Here is a 15723-nt window from a genome sequence, read left to right on the forward strand (position 1 = left end):
TCAGGCCTTCCAGCGCACCGCGCGGCTAGCCGCCGGTGACCTCGGAGCCGGCCAGCTCGGTCGCGCGCAGCACCACCTCGTGCAGTTCGGTATGCAGCGTGGCCGCCGCGGCGACCACCATCCCCTCGCTGGGTGGTTCGGAGCCGAGGCCGGAGAACACGCCTCCGGCCTCGGTGAGCACCAGCCACGCCGCGGCCATGTCCCACGGGTTGAGCCCCCGCTCGTAGTAGCCGTCCAGGCCCCCCGCGGCGACCGAGCAGATGTCGAGCGCGGCACTCCCGATCCGGCGGATGTCGCGGATCTGCGGCAGGACCTCGAGCAGCACGCGGGCCTGCCAGTCGCGACGCAACGGGTCGTAGCCGAAACCCGTGCCGACGAGGGCGTGACCGAGCTGGGGCGGGTTACCGATCTCCAGCCGGGTCCCCGTCGAGTCCCCCACCCGAAGCCACGACCCCGCGCCGACCCGGGCGTGGAACAGCTCACCGGTCACCGGGTTGACGACAGCCCCGGCCACCGGTCGCCACGCCCCCGGCGTGGTCGGGTCACCGACGACGGCCGCCACGGACACGGCATACGAAGGAATGCCGTAGAGGTAGTTGACCGTGCCGTCGATGGGGTCGACCACCCAGGTGATCTCCGATCGGCCATCCGTGCCGCCCTCCTCCTCGCCGAGGAAGCCGTCCTGGGGCCGGGCGTCGTGCAGCCGGGAGCGCAACAGGTCCTGAGCCCGCTGGTCCATGATCGTGACGACGTCGGTGGCTGTGCTCTTGGTCTTGGCGACGCTGAGGTTGGCGGGACGTTCGTCGACGACGAGTCGCCCCGCCTCCAGGCACACCTCGACGGCAAGGCGCTCGAGGGCCTCGAGGGTCGCGGCGTCCGGTGCGTGGAGGCCCATGGTCAGTCCCGCCCGCACAGGGCCGGCCTGGCGTCGCGCAGGTTGGGGCAGCACCCCGGGGCACAGGTGGACGGCATCGCCTCGCGACCGGGCCACACGGGTGTCGCCGGCTCCTCGCCGCGCGCCTGGGCGGCTCTCTCCAGGACGAGGTCGACCAGTCCGGACACGAACTCCGCATCGACACCCACCGTGGGCACACGCACGAGGCGCAGCCCGAGCCGCTGCGCCGTGGCGGCAGCCTCGGTGTCGAGGTCGTAGACGACCTCCATGTGGTCGGAGACGAAGCCGATGGGCGCCACCACCACCACGGTGGCCCCGTCCTGTGCCAGCTCCTCGAGGCGGTCGTTGACGTCCGGCTCGAGCCAGGGCTGCGTCGGGGGGCCTGATCGGGAGCAGAAGACGAGCTCCCCGGTGAGGTCGGTGTCGAGGGTCGCGTTGACCTCGTCGGCGATGGCGGCCCCGAGGGCGAGGTGCTGTCGGCTGTAGGCGTTGCCCTCCGAGTCACCTGGTCCGGAGGTGTCGTCCATCGCAGTTGGGATCGAGTGGGTGACGAACAGCAACCGGATCCCGGCAGCCGGCGTTCCGTCGCGCAGGACAGCGCGCACTGCCTCGGTGACCAGCCGGGTGTTCGCGCGGGCGAAGCCCGGGTGGTTGGAGTAGGGGCGGACCTTGTCCAGCTCGATCGTCATGCCTACCTCGGCCACCGTCTGCTGCGCGGCAGCCAGGTCCTCGCGGTACTGCCGGCAGGAGGAGTAGGACGAGTAGGCACTGGTGACGACGGTGACCAGGCGCCGCAGGCCCTGGTCGTGCGCCTGCGCAAGTGCCTCTGCCGTGAAAGGGGTGAAGTTGCGGTTGCCCCAGACGATCGGGGTGTCGATCTCGCGCCGGTCCAGCTCGGCGCGCAACGCGGCCAGCAGCGCTCGGTTCTGCTCGTTGATGGGGCTGCGGCCGCCGAAGCCGTAGTAGTGCTCCCCGACCTCCTCGAGCCGCTCGTCGGGGATGTTCTTGCCTGCGGTCACCGTTCGCAGGAACGGCAGCACGTCCTCGGGCTTCTCCGGTCCACCGAAGGACAGCAGGAGGATGCCGTCGTAGGGCTCGAGGGGTCCTGGGTCAGTGGTCACGTCAGGCAGCCGTTCATGTGTGGTCTCCAGTCCGAAGGGGCTTGGGGGCGTGGACGTCGAGGACGACCGCCACCATCCGCATACCGAAGACGAGGGCGACACACCCCCAGATGACGAACGGGTTGATGGCGTCGAAGTGGTGGGCCGTGACGATGAGGACCGAGCCGAGCAGGGCCGGCAGCGCGTACATCTCGCGACGCAGCACCTCCGGCACCTGGCCGGCCAGCACGTCGCGGACGATGCCCCCGCCCACCGCGGTGATGCCTCCGACGAAGACGGAGGTGAGCGGGTCCATTCCCGCACCCAGCGCCTTGAGCGAGCCGCCGATGGCGAACACCGCCAGTCCGGCTGCGTCGAGCACCCGGACGAAGCGCGAGATCCGTTCCACGCCCGGGTGGTAGAGGAACGTCACGAGCCCGGCGACCAGCGCGGACGTGAGGAGTCGCCAGTCAGAGATGCCCACCGGCGGCAGCGCGCCGATGAGGATGTCGCGCATGACGCCGCCCCCGAGGGCTGCGGCACCGGCCAGGACGAGCACTCCGAAGAGGTCGAGGCGCTTCTTCACCGCCACCAGGCCCCCGGACAGCGCGAAGGCGAACACCCCGACGAGGTCGAGTGCCAGTTGGAGGTGTGCGTCGAAGGTCAGCATCGCGAGGTCAAAACTACCGTTGCGGCGTGGGCGCTTTCGCCTCGACCTCGGGGATGGCAGAGTCAGCAGCACGGTGCCCGATCCACGAGCGAGGGCGATACGGGAGACCACGCCGATACTGGAGACGATGGCAATGCGGGATTTGCGGCTGATCGGAGTGCAGGATGACGGCCAGCACCTGTTGCTGTCCGACTCCGAGGGGGAACACTTCCGTGTCCAGCTCGACGAACCACTGCGCGCAGCTGCTCGTCGCGACCGGCCTCGGCTGGGTCAGCTGCAGATCGAGATCGACGGAGGCATGCGTCCCCGCGAGGTCCAGGCACTGATCCGAGGTGGCCTGTCGGCCGAGGAGGTGGCGGGACGGTCCGGCTGGCCGGTCGAGAAGGTGCGCCGCTACGAGGGCCCGATCCTGGCCGAACGTGAGTACGTCGCCGGCTTGGCCCGCGCCGTGCGACTGCGCGGGCGCAGCGCGAGCGGTGCCAGTGCACCGACCCTGTCCGCCCGGGTGAGCCAGCGGCTGTCCGGACGAGGGGTCGACCCCGGCGCGGCGGAGTGGGACGCGGCTCGCAGCACCGAAGGCGACTGGACCGTCATCCTCACCTTTCCCGCCGGTGGCCGCGAGCGGCAGGCCCGCTGGTCCTTCGACGTGCAGGCGCGTACCGTCGCGGCCGTTGACGACGAGGCCCGTTGGCTCAGCGAGGAGGACGCCTCCGGGACCACCTCCCCGCTCCCGGCTCCCCACCTCGTGTCCGCACCGGTCCGCACGACGACCGTCTACGACGTCGAGGCCGAAGGCGGCGTCGGGTCGGCCCGCCACCCGGCCCCCCGCGGTGGGTCGTCCTCCTCCACCGACGAACCGCTGGACCTGATGTCGGCCATGCGTGAGCGTGCCTCGCACCGTGGCCGGCCCCGTCGACGCAAGAACCCCCCGACCCATACCCCCGTCGACGATGCACCCCGCCACGACGCCCTCCCCCTCGAGGACCTCGCCTACGACCCGGAGTCGATGCCGCCGCCGCCGGGAGCCAAGGGTCCGCACCCCCTCGACGACCCGGACAGCGCCATCGGCGACGACGTGCTGCCGGCTGTCGTCCCGTCGGAGGCGGACAGTGGGCCCGAGCTGGGCGACGGGCCCGAAGCGAACGCGCGCGGCGACCTGGACGCCGAGCCCGAGGTCGAGGCACCGCGTGAGCGCGCCGAGGCACACCATGACCATGACCACGACCACGACCAGGACCAGGACCAGGACGAAGCGCGGGAGGACCGGGCACCCCGCAAGGCAGCCGCCGGGGCTGCCGGGGCCTCCAAGAGGCCCGCTCGCCGCAGCGTCCCCAGCTGGGACGACGTCATGTTCGGGGCCAAGCCGCGCGACTGAGGGCGTGGTCCAGGAACAGCGTTCAGCCCTGCGGGAACGGCACTCAGCCCTGCGGGACCGGGCAGACGTCGAGGTCGAACGGCAGGACGTCGGGTGAGGCCGCAGCCGCACGGGCGGCGGCCGAGTTCATCCGGCGCATGAAGTGGCGGCGGCAGAGCACCTCGTACTCGACGAGGGTCTCGCTGCCGGGCTTGGTGTCGCCGACCACGACCTGCTCGCCCTCGACCACCATCACGCCGTCCACCACGCGGGCGTTGTGGGTGGCACGACGGCCGCACCAGCACAGGGCCTGCACCTGAAGCACCTGGACCTGGTCGGCGAGCTCGATCATCCTGCGCGACCCCGGGAACAGCTGGGTGCGGAAGTCGGCCGTGATGCCGAAGGCGAACACGTCGATGCCCATCTCGTCGACGAGCTTCGCGAGCTGCTCGACCTGCGCAGGGGTGTAGAACTGCACCTCGTCGCAGATGAGGTAGTCGACGCGCAGCCCGCTCGTGGCCTGCTCGACCACCGCATCCCAGAAGTCGAGATCGTCACTGACCTCGTGGGCGGCCGTGGACAGCCCGAGCCGCGAGGACAGCACGTCCGTCCCGGCGCGGTCGAGCTTGGTGTAGATCAGGCCGGACCTGCCGCGGGCCTGGTGGTTGTGGTCCATCTGGAGGGCAAGGGTCGACTTGCCGCAGTCCATGGTCCCGGAGAAGAAGACGAGCTCAGCCACGAGAGGACACCTTAGGCGTTGTCGCGCGCTGCGACATGGAACAACGGCACGGCGGACTCCTCGGGCGTCAGCGAGCCGTGCAGCCCGAGCAGCGCCAGGAGCTGTGGCCTGGCGCGACGCGAGTCGACGATCGCGAAGTTGTCCCGCATCGCCACGACCAGGTCGCCGATGCGTGGCCGGTTCACGTCGCTGACCGGCCCGAACCAGCCCTCTCGGGTTGCCTCCTCCCGCGTCCGGATCCAGGCGCGCTCCCCCACCCGGGCCGCCCAGGTCTGGGCGACGTCAGCGGCCGCCCCGTCCTCGCAGTAGAGCTGGAGGGCGCGTGGCTCGCCACCCACGTGCCGGATGCCGGCGGCCAGCTCTTCGTCGTGCGCCAGGTCGATCCGGAGGGCGTGGGGGGCGTCCACCATGCCGTGGTCCGCGGTGATGTACACGGCCGTGTCGCTGGGCACCGATCGCACCAGCCGACCGAGCTCGGCATCGATGGCCTCCAGCTCGTCACCCCATTCCCAGGACTGGCAGCCGAACACGTGGCCGACCTTGTCGAGCTCGCCCCAGTAGAGGTACACCAGCCCACGGGCGCTGGAGCGCACGGCTTCGAGCGAGGCGTCCACGCGGTCCGCGAGCGTGTCAGCCGCTCGAAACCTCCCGCCGCGCAACGCCGCTCGCGTCAGGCCCGAACCGTCGAAGAAGCCCGGCCCGACCCGGGTGACCGACACCCCGGCCGCCTCGGCGACCTCGAACACGGTCTCCTGTGGCTGCCACGTGAGCGGGTCGGGACCGTCCTCCCAGGAGAGCTCGTTGACCAGCCGGTCCTCACCGGGCACCAGGACTTCGTACCCGAGCAGCCCGTGCGACCCCGGGGGCAGGCCGGTGCCGAACGTCCCCATCGACGTCGCCGTCGTGGCCGGGAAGCCGGCCGTGATGCGGTATGCCGCGGGCAGCAGCGAGCGCAGGAAGGGAGCGTGTCCGCCGCGTCGCCTGATCAGCTCATAGCCGAGACCGTCGACGAGGACGACGATTGCGCGTCGCGCCTCCGGCAGCGCGAGGTGGGCCTGGTCGGCATACCTGCGGACACCGAGGCTCGCGGCAACGGCGGGCAGCACACCGGCCAGCCCGGACTCGTCGTAGTGGGGTGGGAGCAGTCCCGCGTGTGGCATCGGCTAGGGCATCGCCTTGGGCCGGACCTCGGGAGGGAGGGGCACGTCAGCTGCCGATGCTCGCCGACAGCTCCCGGGCGAAGCTGAGGGCCTGCTGCAGGGCCGGCTCGCCCTCGGCGTCGGCGCTGATCCGCAGCGAGATGTCGTCGGAGGCGACGCTGCCCTCATAGCCGTGGTCGGCCTCGCAGTCCGGGTCGGCGCAGGTGGCCGGCATCAGGTCGATGCGGCTCACGGCGCCCCAACCCAGCGTGAGCGTGATCTCACGGCCCAGGGATCCGGGCTGGTACTCCTGGGGGCGGGCCACCACGTGGGTGATCATCACCCCGCGCACGGCCGACAACGGGACGCTCTCGGTCGTGGCCGTGGCGACGTCCTCGTGGCCCGGGCGTTCGTCGGTGTGGTCGTCCGCGTGCGCGATCACCAGCCTCGAGGTGGTGAGGGCGAGCACGGTGATGTGGCGACGAACCACGTCGTGGTCGAACGTCGTCTCCTGGTGGACCAGGTGGGACACCACCTCCTCGCCACCCAGGGCCGCGTGGACGACGTCCGCCACCAGGGCCGGGTAGTAGCCGGCCCGCTCGATCGCCCGCGTGAGGTCGACGGGTAGCGGTGCCGGCGGTACGGAAGCGCCGTTGGAGGCGGCGCCCTGTGCAGCGGCACCCGGTGAGGCGGCGCTCTGTGAGCCGGCATTCTGGGGTGAGGTGGAGCCCATGGGTGCCATCTTGCCCTAGGGAGGCGCACCGCGCTCCGGCCAGGTCGCGAGTCAGCCTGTCTAGGTGAGGGTGCGACGCCCCGGGTCCTTGCGGCGCGGGGTCGGCGCCAAGGTGACCTCGGCGCCGAGCACGTCGACGCCCCCGACCTGCGCATTGACGGGGTTCAGGACGAGGCTGGACACCTCGGGCAGGTTGTCAGCGAGCACCGACACGCGGGCGATGAGGTCGGCCAGGGCGGCGCGGTGCACGGGGGCGGCACCGCGGTGGCCGTGCAGCATCGGTGAGGCCTTGACCGACGAGATCAGGTCGGACACGTCCACGTCGGTCAGCGGCGGGATGCGATGACCGATGTCCCCGAGCAGCTCGGTCGGCGGACCGGCAATGCTGAACGAGACGACCGGACCGAACAACGGGTCCTCGTCGGTTCGAACCACGCACGACACGCCGGGCGTGGCCATCCGTTGCACGACGAAGGAGTTGGCCGACATCGGGGCCAGCCGCTCGTTGAGCCCGTCGAAGGCCTCGCGCAGCTGCGCCTCGGTGCGAAGGTCGACCCGGATACCGCTCAGTCCCGGCGAGTGGCGCATGAGCGGTGCGACCGACTTGATGACGACCGGATAGCCGATCACCCCCGCCGCGGCGACGGCGTCGTCGACCGTGCGGGCGGGCACGCTGCCCCACACCTCGATCCCGTAGGCGGCCAGGAGCTCGGTGACCTCCTGGAGGGTGAGCCGTCGGCCTTCGGGCGACTCTTCGAGGATGCGTTCGACGAGGAGCTCTGCGGCCTCGCGGTCGATACCCGCCGGATGGACCGCTACGCCGCGGTCGCGTGCCCGCCACTCGGCATACCTCGTCGCGGCGGCGAGGGCGCGGACGGCGTCCTCGGGCATCGCGTAGGCGGGCACGACTGTGGGGCGCCCGTCAATGGCGTTGCCGGACAGTCTCTCGAGAACACCACGCATGCCGAGGAACGTTGCCAGACAGGGCTTTTCGTTCTTCATGGCTGCATCGCGAACCGCCGTGGCAACGTCCTCGTCGGGAGTCACCAGCGGTGGGATGAAGCAGGTGAGGACGCTGTCGACCTCCGGGTCGGCGAAAGCATCGGCCAGAGCCTCCGCGAACTGCTCGCCACGGGCCTCGCTCGGCAACGACACCGGGCCGTGGGCGACGTCGAGCCCCCAGCTGATGCAGGCCTCTGCGGTCAGCGCCCCGAGGGCATCGGAGTTGCCGACGATGGCCACCCGGTTGCCTCGCGGCAGCGGTTGGTGGGCGACGAGCTGGGCCACGTCGAACATCTGGTGGACGTTCTCCACCCGGATCACCCCTGCTTGGCGCAGCATCGCGTCGAAGGCCTCGGGACGGACCCTCGTCGAGCCGGCCCGATGCCCGGGCGGGACGCCGTAGGACGAGACGCCGGACTTCACCACGATGACCGGCTTGGTCGAGGCCAGCCGCCGGGCGATGCGGGAGAACTTGCGCGGGTTGCCCATCGACTCGAGGTACAGGCCCACCACGTCCGTGCTCTGGTCGTCGATCCAGTACTGCATGAAGTCGTTGCCCGAGACGTCGACCCGGTTGCCGGCGGAGGCGAACACCGAGATGCCGAGGCCTCGGCGGGCGGCGGAGGCGAGGACCGCGATCCCGAGGGCCCCGCTCTGGGCGAACAGTCCCAGCCGACCGGAGGGCGGCAGCTCGGGAGCCAGCGAGGCGTTGAGCCGGACCGCCGGGTCGTTGTTGATCACGCCGAACGAGTTGGGTCCCAGCACCCGCATGCCCGACTCCCGGGCAGCGGCCAGGAGCTGGGACTGCAGCTCCTCCCCTTGCGGGCCGGACTCGGCGAACCCGGCACTGACGACCAGCAGGGTCTTGACCCCCGACTCTGCGCAGTCGGCGACGACGTCGAGCACCTCCCCGGCAGGCACGGCGACGATCGCGAGGTCGACCTCGTCCGGGATGTCGGACACCCGCGCGTGGGCGGGGAGCCCGAGGACCTCCATCGCCTCGCGGTTGACGGCGTGGACGACGCCGTTGAAGCCGGCCGACATCAGGTTGGTGAGGATGTGGTGACCGATCGAGTCGGACCGGCGGCTGGCCCCGACCACGGCGATGGAGTCGGGGAACAGCGCCGAACGCATGCTCACCGACTCGGCCCGGTGCTCGCGCGAGAGCCGGACGGCCTCGGAGCGTTCGGTGGGCTGGATCTTGAAGGTCAGGGAGACGACACCGTCCGCGAAGTGGCGGCTGACCTCGTAGCCGGCATCCGAGAACACCGAGATCATCTTGCGGTTCTGCGGCAGCACCTCGGCGGTGAACTCCTCGACCCCTGCCTCCCAGGCGATGACTGCGAGGTGCTCGAGCAGCACCGAGCCGATCCCCTTGCCCTGGTAGAGGTCGGAGATGTTGAAGGCCACCTCGGCGCTGGTCGGGGTGATCCGGTCGTAGCGGCCGATGCCGATGATCTCGCCACGTACGGTGGCCACCAGGGCCACGCGGTCGTGGTAGTCGACGTTGGTGAACCGGGTGACGTCGCGGTCACTGAGCTGGCGCAGCGGCGCGAAGAAGCGCATGTAGATCGACTCGTCGGACTGGCCGGCGTGGAACCGGTGGACGGCGTCGACGTCGCTCGGGGTGATCGGCCGCAGGTGGGCCACGGACCCGTCCCGCAGGACGACGTCGGCCTCCCACTCTGCCGGATAGCCGGCTGGAAGCGCCGAGGCCTCACTCATGGCGAAAGCATGTCATGCCGTGGATGGGCCATGACGGGGCGGACCGAACTCGCGGTTACCTGCGCAGGGAGACGGTCTCGAAGGTCGCGCCCGAGTCGTCGCTCTGCCAGTAGGCCAGCCCGCCCGTGATGGCGTAGACCAGGCCACCACCTGCCGCTCCGGCCCAGGTGGGTGACCCCACTGTGCCGAGCCTGACAGGAGTCCAGGTCACGCCGCCGTCTCCGCTGGTGAGCAGGGACGTGGGCTCGTCCGCCACTCCGGCGCTGGAGGGCAGTCCCTGGCGAACAGCCACGAGGTGCCTGGCATCGGTCGCGGTGAGCCAGATGCCCGCCATGGACGGTCGCCCCAGACCGGGGGCCGGGCGGGTGCTCCAGGTGGCACCGTGGTCGCCCGAGACAGCAAGGGCATACTCCTCCGCCGGCTTCGTGGCCGAAGGGCAGACGCCGAGGAGCGTGCCCGGGGTGTTGGCCGTTGCGAAGACCCACAGTCCTTGGGCGTCGGCACACCCCTTCGGCAACGGCAGCACTCCGAGGTTCCCGGTGAGACGCATCGCCCGACCGGTCACCGTCGGGGTGGTCGTGGTGACGTTGTAGTAGGCGTCGGACCCGTCCATCGTGATCCACGCGTTCTCCCCGGCGACCGGCATCCCGGAGAATTGCACCGGCACCGTGCCGGTCGTCCCGATGGACCCGGTGCGCGGCTGGAGGCCCACGCAGCCACGCGGGCCGGTGACGGCGCCGTGCTGACAGGATCGGGCGGTGACCATCCAGACCTGCGTGCCGTCCGTCTCCAGCGAGAGGACAGTGCGGCCGCGGACGTCGACGTCGGTCCAGCTGCGGCCACCGTCAGCGGTGCGCAGGGTCTTGCTGCCGTAGACGTAGCCCACCCTGTCGTTGGCGAACCGGATCCCGACCAGCTGGTTGGCGCGATCGGGGGTGGTCCGCGCACCGGGTGTCGTGAGCGTCTCGAAGGAGGCCCGCGTCGTCCACGTGGCCCCGTCGTCGTCGGAAGCGATGACGGCGGTGCACTCACCCTTGGGACAGGTCGCCGATCCCAGGGCGTAGAGGTGCTTGCCGCCGGCATTGGACATCGACACGATGCCGAACGACTTCGGGGCAGGCTGGGAGGTCGGGCCGACCGGCGTGCTGGGGGCGCCGGACGACCCCTGCGACGGCGGCGGCACCACGACCGACGGCCGCACGGTCTCGGAGACCGTGACGGTCGACACGGGCGAGGTGCTGCTGGCGGTGTCGGCTGCCTGGTCGGTGCCCGGTCCTCGTCCCGTGCCCCAGACGACACCACCGACCAGGACGACTGCGGCGGCACCCGCGAGGTAGGGCATCAGGTGGCGCCGGCGGGGCCGGGAGGCCTCGACGACGATCGCCTCCCAGCGGTCGGTCCCCGCAGGCAGCTCCCGGATGTCGGCGCGCTCCCGTGCGAAGAAGTCCGCGACGGGGTCGCGCTGCTCCCCGGCGCCGGGCAGGTCGGACAGGTCGGGGCTCATCGAATCTCTCCCAGCATCGTCGCCATCCGCTGGCGCGCGTCGAACAGGTCTCGCTTGATTGTTCCCTCGGACTTGTCGAGCTGCCGGGCCACGGTGGCCACGGGCAGGTCGGCGAAGTAGTGCAGCATCACGGCCACCCGCAGTCGGTCGGGCAGTGCCTCGACGGCATCCCGGACGGTCAGCCTGGTGGCGTGGTCGGCGTCGGTCGTGAAGTCGTCGCGACCAGCCTCGTGACGTTGGTAGGCGACGGCCTCGCGCCCCCGCTTGCGCCAGTGGTCGCGCACCAGGTTGGCAGTGACGGTGTAGAGCCAGGGCCTCGGGTCATCCACCCGGTCGAACTCACGGAACAGCTTGAGGAAGGCCTCGGTCGCCAGGTCGTGGGCCAGGTCGGTGTCGCCGACCAGCTTGGCGGTCCACCCGGCGAGGCGTGCGTAGTGCACGTCGTAGATCTCACGAACGGACGCTTCCACGTCCACGCGGTCTCGCGCCGGCACTGCCACCCCTCCCGTGAGTGCCACCGCGGCCATGGTCGTCATGCCTCGTGGACGCCGCAGGACGGCCCCGGGTTGGCAGTGCTCGGGCGGTGGGTTCGTCGGCCAGTCTTGCAGCCGCCTGTGGGGGTCCCCCGACCGCCACGGCGGATCCCCACGACAGGATGGGCCCATGGAGTTCGCAGAGGTGATCCGGCGGCGCCGCATGGTCCGGCGGTTCGACCCGGACCGACCGGTCACGCCCACCGCCCTGGAGGCGGTCCTGTATGCCGCGCAGCGGGCTCCCAGCGCCGGTTTCAGCCAGGGCTGGGACTTCGTCGTCCTCGCCGAGGACCAGGACCGGCGCCGGTTCTGGGACGCCACCCGTGACCCGGACCTGCCGCCCGGCGCGCCCCCGGACGGCTGGTTGGCAGGGGTGTCGTCCGCTCCGATCCTCGTGCTGTGCCTCTCCGACCCCGACACCTACCTCGACCGGTATGCCGAGCCCGACAAGGGCTGGACCGACCGGGACCCGACCAGGTGGCCGGTGCCCTACTGGGACGTCGACACGGGCATGGCGGCCATGCTCATGTTGCTCGCCGCCGTCGACCAGGGCCTCGGGGCCCTGTTCTTCGGCATCCCTCCGGCGCGGCACGAAGCGGTCCGGCGGGCCCACGGCATACCGGAGAACCGGCGGCTGGTGGGGGTCGTGGCCCTCGGCCACGAGCTGCGCCGCACCGAGGGCTCCAGCCGGACCCGGCCGCGCCGCGAGGTGGCCGAGGTCGTGCACTGGGGGCACTTCAGCGGCGAGTCGGGGGCAGGCCCCATCTAGGCGTGGGACAAGATTGGGGGGTTCCCCGCGCCGTGCGGGGACGACCGCAAGGAGATGCACACACGCATGGCCCGCAAGACCCCGCCAGCGCCCGCCGACGAGAGCTTTGTCGAGCGGATCGTCGACATCGACGTCGAGGAGGAGATGCAGGGGGCGTTCCTCGAGTACGCCTACTCGGTCATCTACTCCCGCGCCCTGCCCGATGCACGCGACGGCCTCAAGCCGGTGCAGCGCCGCATCCTCTACTCCATGTCCGAGATGGGGCTGCGCCCCGAGCGCGGCCACGTGAAGTCCTCTCGCGTCGTCGGCGACGTGATGGGCAAGTACCACCCCCACGGCGACACGGCGATCTACGACGCCCTCGTCCGGATGGCCCAGCCGTTCACGATGCGCCTCCCGCTGGTCGACGGGCACGGAAACTTCGGCTCACTCGACGACGGCCCGGCCGCGTCGCGCTACACGGAGGCACGGCTCGCGCCGGCCGCGATGCTGATGTCCACCGGCCTCGACGAGGAGACCGTCGAGTTCATCCCCAACTACGACGACCAGCTGCTCCAGCCCGAGGTGCTCCCCGCCGCGTTCCCCAACCTGCTCGTCAACGGGGCCAGCGGAATCGCCGTCGGCATGGCGACCAACATGGCGCCGCACAACCTCGTCGAGGTCATCGGTGCGGCTCGCCACCTCATCGCGAACCCCACCTGTTCCCTCGACGACCTGATGCGGTTCGTCCCCGGTCCGGACCTGCCGCAGGGTGGCCGCATCATCGGGCTCGACGGGATCCGTGACGCTTACCTGGGCGGGCGCGGCAGCTTCCGCACCCGCGCGACGACCCGGGTCGAGAAGACCTCGCCGCGCCGGATGGGCATCGTCGTCACCGAGCTGCCCTACCTCGTCGGCCCCGAGAAGGTCATCGAGAAGATCAAGGACGCAGTCCAGTCCAAGAAGCTCCAGGGCATCTCGGACGTCAAGGACCTCACCGACCGCAAGCACGGCCTGCGGCTGGTCATCGAGGTCAAGAACGGCTTCAACCCCGACGCCGTCCTCGAGCAGCTCTACAAGCTCACTCCGATGGAGGACTCCTTCTCCATCAACAACGTCGCTCTGGTCAACGGGCAGCCAAAGACGTTGGGGCTCAAGGACTTGCTGCGGGTCTACGTCGACTTCCGCACCGACGTCGTGCGCCGCCGGACCGAGTACCGGCTGAACAAGTACAAGGATCGGCTGCACCTCGTCGAGGGGCTGCTCATCGCGATCCTCGACATCGACGAGGTCATCCAGGTGATCCGCACGTCGGACGACGCGGCTGCCGCGCGCGCCCGGCTGATGGACGTCTTCGACCTGTCGGAGGCCCAGGCCAACTACATCCTCGAGCTCCAGCTGCGCCGGCTCACCAAGTTCAGCCGCCTCGAGCTCGACAAGGAGAAGACCGAGCTCGAGCGGCTCATCGAGGAGCTCGAGCTGATCCTCGGCGACGAGAAGCTCCTGCTCAAGACGGTGTCGAACGAGCTCGCGGACGTCGCGAAGACGCACGGGACCCCGCGCCGCACGGTGCTGCTGGAGTCGGCGGGTGTGCCGGCCGCCACCCGCACGCCCCTCGAGGTCGCTGACGACCCCTGCTGGGTGCTGCTGTCGTCCACCGGCCTGTTGGCGCGCACCGGCTCTGCCGACCCCCTGCCCGTCGACGCCGCGCGCAGCAAGCACGACGCGCTCGTCGGCGCGGTCCGCACGACGGCCCGCGGCGAGGTCGGGCTGGTCACCTCCCGTGGTCGGCTCGTGCGACTCTCGGCCGTGGAGCTGCCCACCCTGCCGCCGACCAACGGCGCCCCCAGCCTGTCTGGGGGCGCGCCACTCGCTGCCTATGTCGACCTCCCGTCAGGCGAGGAGCCCCTCGCCCTCGTCTCGGTGTCGCCCGACTCCGCCGGGATCGCCCTCGGCACGGCTCAGGGCGTCGTCAAGCGGGTGACGACGGACTATCCGGCGCGGGCCGACTTCGAGGTGATCTCGCTCAAGGACGGTGACGAGGTCGTCGGCGCAGTCGAGCTGTCCTCCGGGACAGAGGATCTCGTGTTCATCACCTCGGACGCCCAGCTGTTGAGGTTCGGTGCCGCCGTGGTGCGGCCCCAGGGCCGTCCGGCTGGAGGCATGGCCGGCATCAAGCTCGCCGCCGGTCAGCGCGTCGCGTTCTTCGGCGCCGTCCCCGAGGGCGCCGACGCCATCGTGGTCACGTCGTCGGGTTCGTCCGGGGCGCTGCCCGGCACCGAACCCGGTTCCATCAAGGTGACCCCCTACACCGAGTACCCGGCCAAGGGCCGCGCCACCGGTGGCGTGCGCTGCCACCGCTTCCTCAAGGGTGAGGACACGCTCGTCCTGGCCTGGGCGGGCGCCCTGCCCGCACGGGCCGCAGCAGCCAACGGCGTGGCGCTGGACCTGCCGGACGCGACTGGTCGACGAGACGGCTCCGGCGTCCCTGCGACGACAGCCATCGCCCGCATCGCCGGTCCCCCACGGTCGTGACCTCCAGCCCCGCGACCCATGCCACCCCCGCGCCGGACGCCTGCTCGGTCGGCTTCGACCAGGCAGACGTCAGCGCCTACGGCACGGCAGCCCGCGCGACCTTCTTCGTCGCACTGGAACAGCCCGGACCCTGGGGTCGAGATGCCGCAACACAGTCACATCTGCTTGCAGGAGTAGGCAGTTCGCTGTCCAAGGCCTGCGCCGACCGGGGTGGTCGACTGTCCCTCATCCGGCGCCCCGGACGGCACGCCGACGACCCGCACGGCGGCGCGCACACGGCATACCTCGCGTGGTCGGGCAGCATGCCCTGGCTGTTGCGCGTGACGGTCACCGACCCCGTCGCGCTGCTCGAGCTGGACCTCGACGCCCTCGCGAGAGGTGACCGTGACGCCGTCCTTGCCACCGCGCCCGGCGCCGAGCCCGCAGAGCCGATCCTGCTGATCTGCACCAACGGACGTCGCGACGTCTGCTGCGCCGTCCGGGGGCGCCCCGTCGCCCTCGAGGCGGCAGACGGCCACCCGGGGCGTGTGTGGGAGGCGTCGCACACCGGTGGCCACCGATTCGCCCCCACGGGCGTCCTGCTCCCCCACGGAGCGACGCTGGCCCGACTCGACGGCTACCTGAGCGGCCAGCTGCTCGAGCTGGCCGCCTCCGACCACCTGCCGGAGGGAGTGCTGGGGCCCCGGCACGACCGGGGACGCAGTGCGTTGACCGCTGCGGAGCAAGCCGCCGAGTCGCACGTCAGGCACGAGTCCGGCATCACCGACCTCACCGCTCTCACGGTGTCCCGCGCCGCCCCCGCGGACCTCGGACTGGACGCCCGGCCGGACGGCGCGGACCCGGGTGCCGACGTGTATGCCGTGCGGCACCGGGACGGGCGCACGTGGCAGGTCGCCCTCGAACGCCGCCCCCACGACGACCTGCCCGAATCGTGCGGAAAGGACCCTGTCCGCGTCGTGGACTGGGTGGGCCGGTTGCTCGGCTGAGGATCGGGACAAGTCCGACGCGTCACACCAAGGTCTCCTGCGAGTTACCCAATCGTTACC

The 15723-nt window shown here is 71.1% G+C and carries 13 protein-coding genes; 4 read left to right on the forward strand and 9 right to left on the reverse strand.

Going from position 1 to position 15723, the window contains the following annotated elements:
• Positions 1-25: 25 nt before the first annotated feature.
• From AC1DXJ_RS15315 to AC1DXJ_RS15325, 3 genes are read right to left on the reverse strand one after another with little or no spacing between them, the layout of a single operon-like run.
• Positions 26-895, reverse strand: coding sequence for an inositol monophosphatase family protein (locus tag AC1DXJ_RS15315; RefSeq protein ID WP_477637417.1), 870 nt, complete (start codon positions 893-895; stop codon positions 26-28).
• A 2-nt stretch (positions 896-897) separates the two neighbouring features.
• Positions 898-2025, reverse strand: a complete 1128-nt coding sequence (locus tag AC1DXJ_RS15320) for a ferrochelatase (protein WP_477637485.1) — start codon at positions 2023-2025, stop codon at positions 898-900.
• Positions 2026-2029: 4 nt separating this feature from the next.
• Positions 2030-2665 carry a trimeric intracellular cation channel family protein gene (locus AC1DXJ_RS15325; protein ID WP_477613159.1) on the reverse strand — a complete coding sequence of 212 codons (636 nt, stop codon included), beginning with the start codon at positions 2663-2665 and terminating at the stop codon, positions 2030-2032.
• Between the two features lie 127 nt (positions 2666-2792).
• Here AC1DXJ_RS15325 and sepH point away from each other — a divergent pair, with 127 nt between their 5' ends.
• Positions 2793-4040, forward strand: a complete 1248-nt coding sequence (gene sepH, locus AC1DXJ_RS15330; RefSeq protein ID WP_477637418.1) for a septation protein SepH — start codon at positions 2793-2795, stop codon at positions 4038-4040.
• Between the two features lie 43 nt (positions 4041-4083).
• Here sepH and AC1DXJ_RS15335 read toward each other — a convergent pair whose 3' ends face one another.
• Genes AC1DXJ_RS15335 through AC1DXJ_RS15360 form a run of 6 tightly spaced genes read right to left on the reverse strand, consistent with a single transcriptional unit; the run spans position 4084 to position 11397 of the window.
• Positions 4084-4758 (reverse strand): thymidine kinase, encoded by a 675-nt coding sequence (locus AC1DXJ_RS15335; RefSeq protein ID WP_477613161.1) that lies wholly within the window; start codon positions 4756-4758, stop codon positions 4084-4086.
• A gap of 11 nt (positions 4759-4769) precedes the next feature.
• On the reverse strand, positions 4770-5918 hold the full coding sequence (locus AC1DXJ_RS15340; RefSeq protein WP_477613162.1) for an alkaline phosphatase family protein: 1149 nt from the start codon (positions 5916-5918) through the stop codon (positions 4770-4772).
• Between the two features lie 46 nt (positions 5919-5964).
• The gene (locus AC1DXJ_RS15345; protein ID WP_477613163.1) at positions 5965-6630 is read right to left on the reverse strand and encodes a DUF5998 family protein; all 666 of its coding nucleotides are present in this window, start codon (positions 6628-6630) and stop codon (positions 5965-5967) included.
• A gap of 60 nt (positions 6631-6690) precedes the next feature.
• Positions 6691-9357: a bifunctional acetate--CoA ligase family protein/GNAT family N-acetyltransferase gene (locus AC1DXJ_RS15350; protein ID WP_477637419.1), complete on the reverse strand. Its 2667-nt coding sequence runs from the start codon at positions 9355-9357 to the stop codon at positions 6691-6693.
• 55 nt (positions 9358-9412) lie between these two features.
• Positions 9413-10861: a beta propeller repeat protein gene (locus AC1DXJ_RS15355; RefSeq protein ID WP_477637420.1), complete on the reverse strand. Its 1449-nt coding sequence runs from the start codon at positions 10859-10861 to the stop codon at positions 9413-9415.
• Complete coding sequence (locus AC1DXJ_RS15360) at positions 10858-11397, reverse strand: RNA polymerase sigma factor (RefSeq protein ID WP_477623650.1); 540 nt, start codon at positions 11395-11397, stop codon at positions 10858-10860. The genes AC1DXJ_RS15355 and AC1DXJ_RS15360 overlap by 4 nt, the downstream gene beginning before the upstream one ends.
• 127 nt (positions 11398-11524) lie before the next feature.
• On the opposite strand from AC1DXJ_RS15360, the gene AC1DXJ_RS15365 reads away from it, so the two are divergent.
• The 3 genes from AC1DXJ_RS15365 (at position 11525) to AC1DXJ_RS15375 (ending at position 15663) form a co-directional block, all read left to right on the forward strand.
• Positions 11525-12163 (forward strand): nitroreductase family protein, encoded by a 639-nt coding sequence (locus AC1DXJ_RS15365; RefSeq protein WP_477637421.1) that lies wholly within the window; start codon positions 11525-11527, stop codon positions 12161-12163.
• Between the two features lie 66 nt (positions 12164-12229).
• Positions 12230-14677, forward strand: coding sequence for a DNA gyrase/topoisomerase IV subunit A (locus tag AC1DXJ_RS15370; RefSeq protein WP_477637422.1), 2448 nt, complete (start codon positions 12230-12232; stop codon positions 14675-14677).
• On the forward strand, positions 14674-15663 hold the full coding sequence (locus tag AC1DXJ_RS15375) for a sucrase ferredoxin (protein ID WP_477637423.1): 990 nt from the start codon (positions 14674-14676) through the stop codon (positions 15661-15663). The genes AC1DXJ_RS15370 and AC1DXJ_RS15375 overlap by 4 nt, the downstream gene beginning before the upstream one ends.
• Positions 15664-15723 lie beyond the last annotated feature (60 nt).

The organism is Pedococcus sp. P2_D9 (assembly GCF_056404275.1).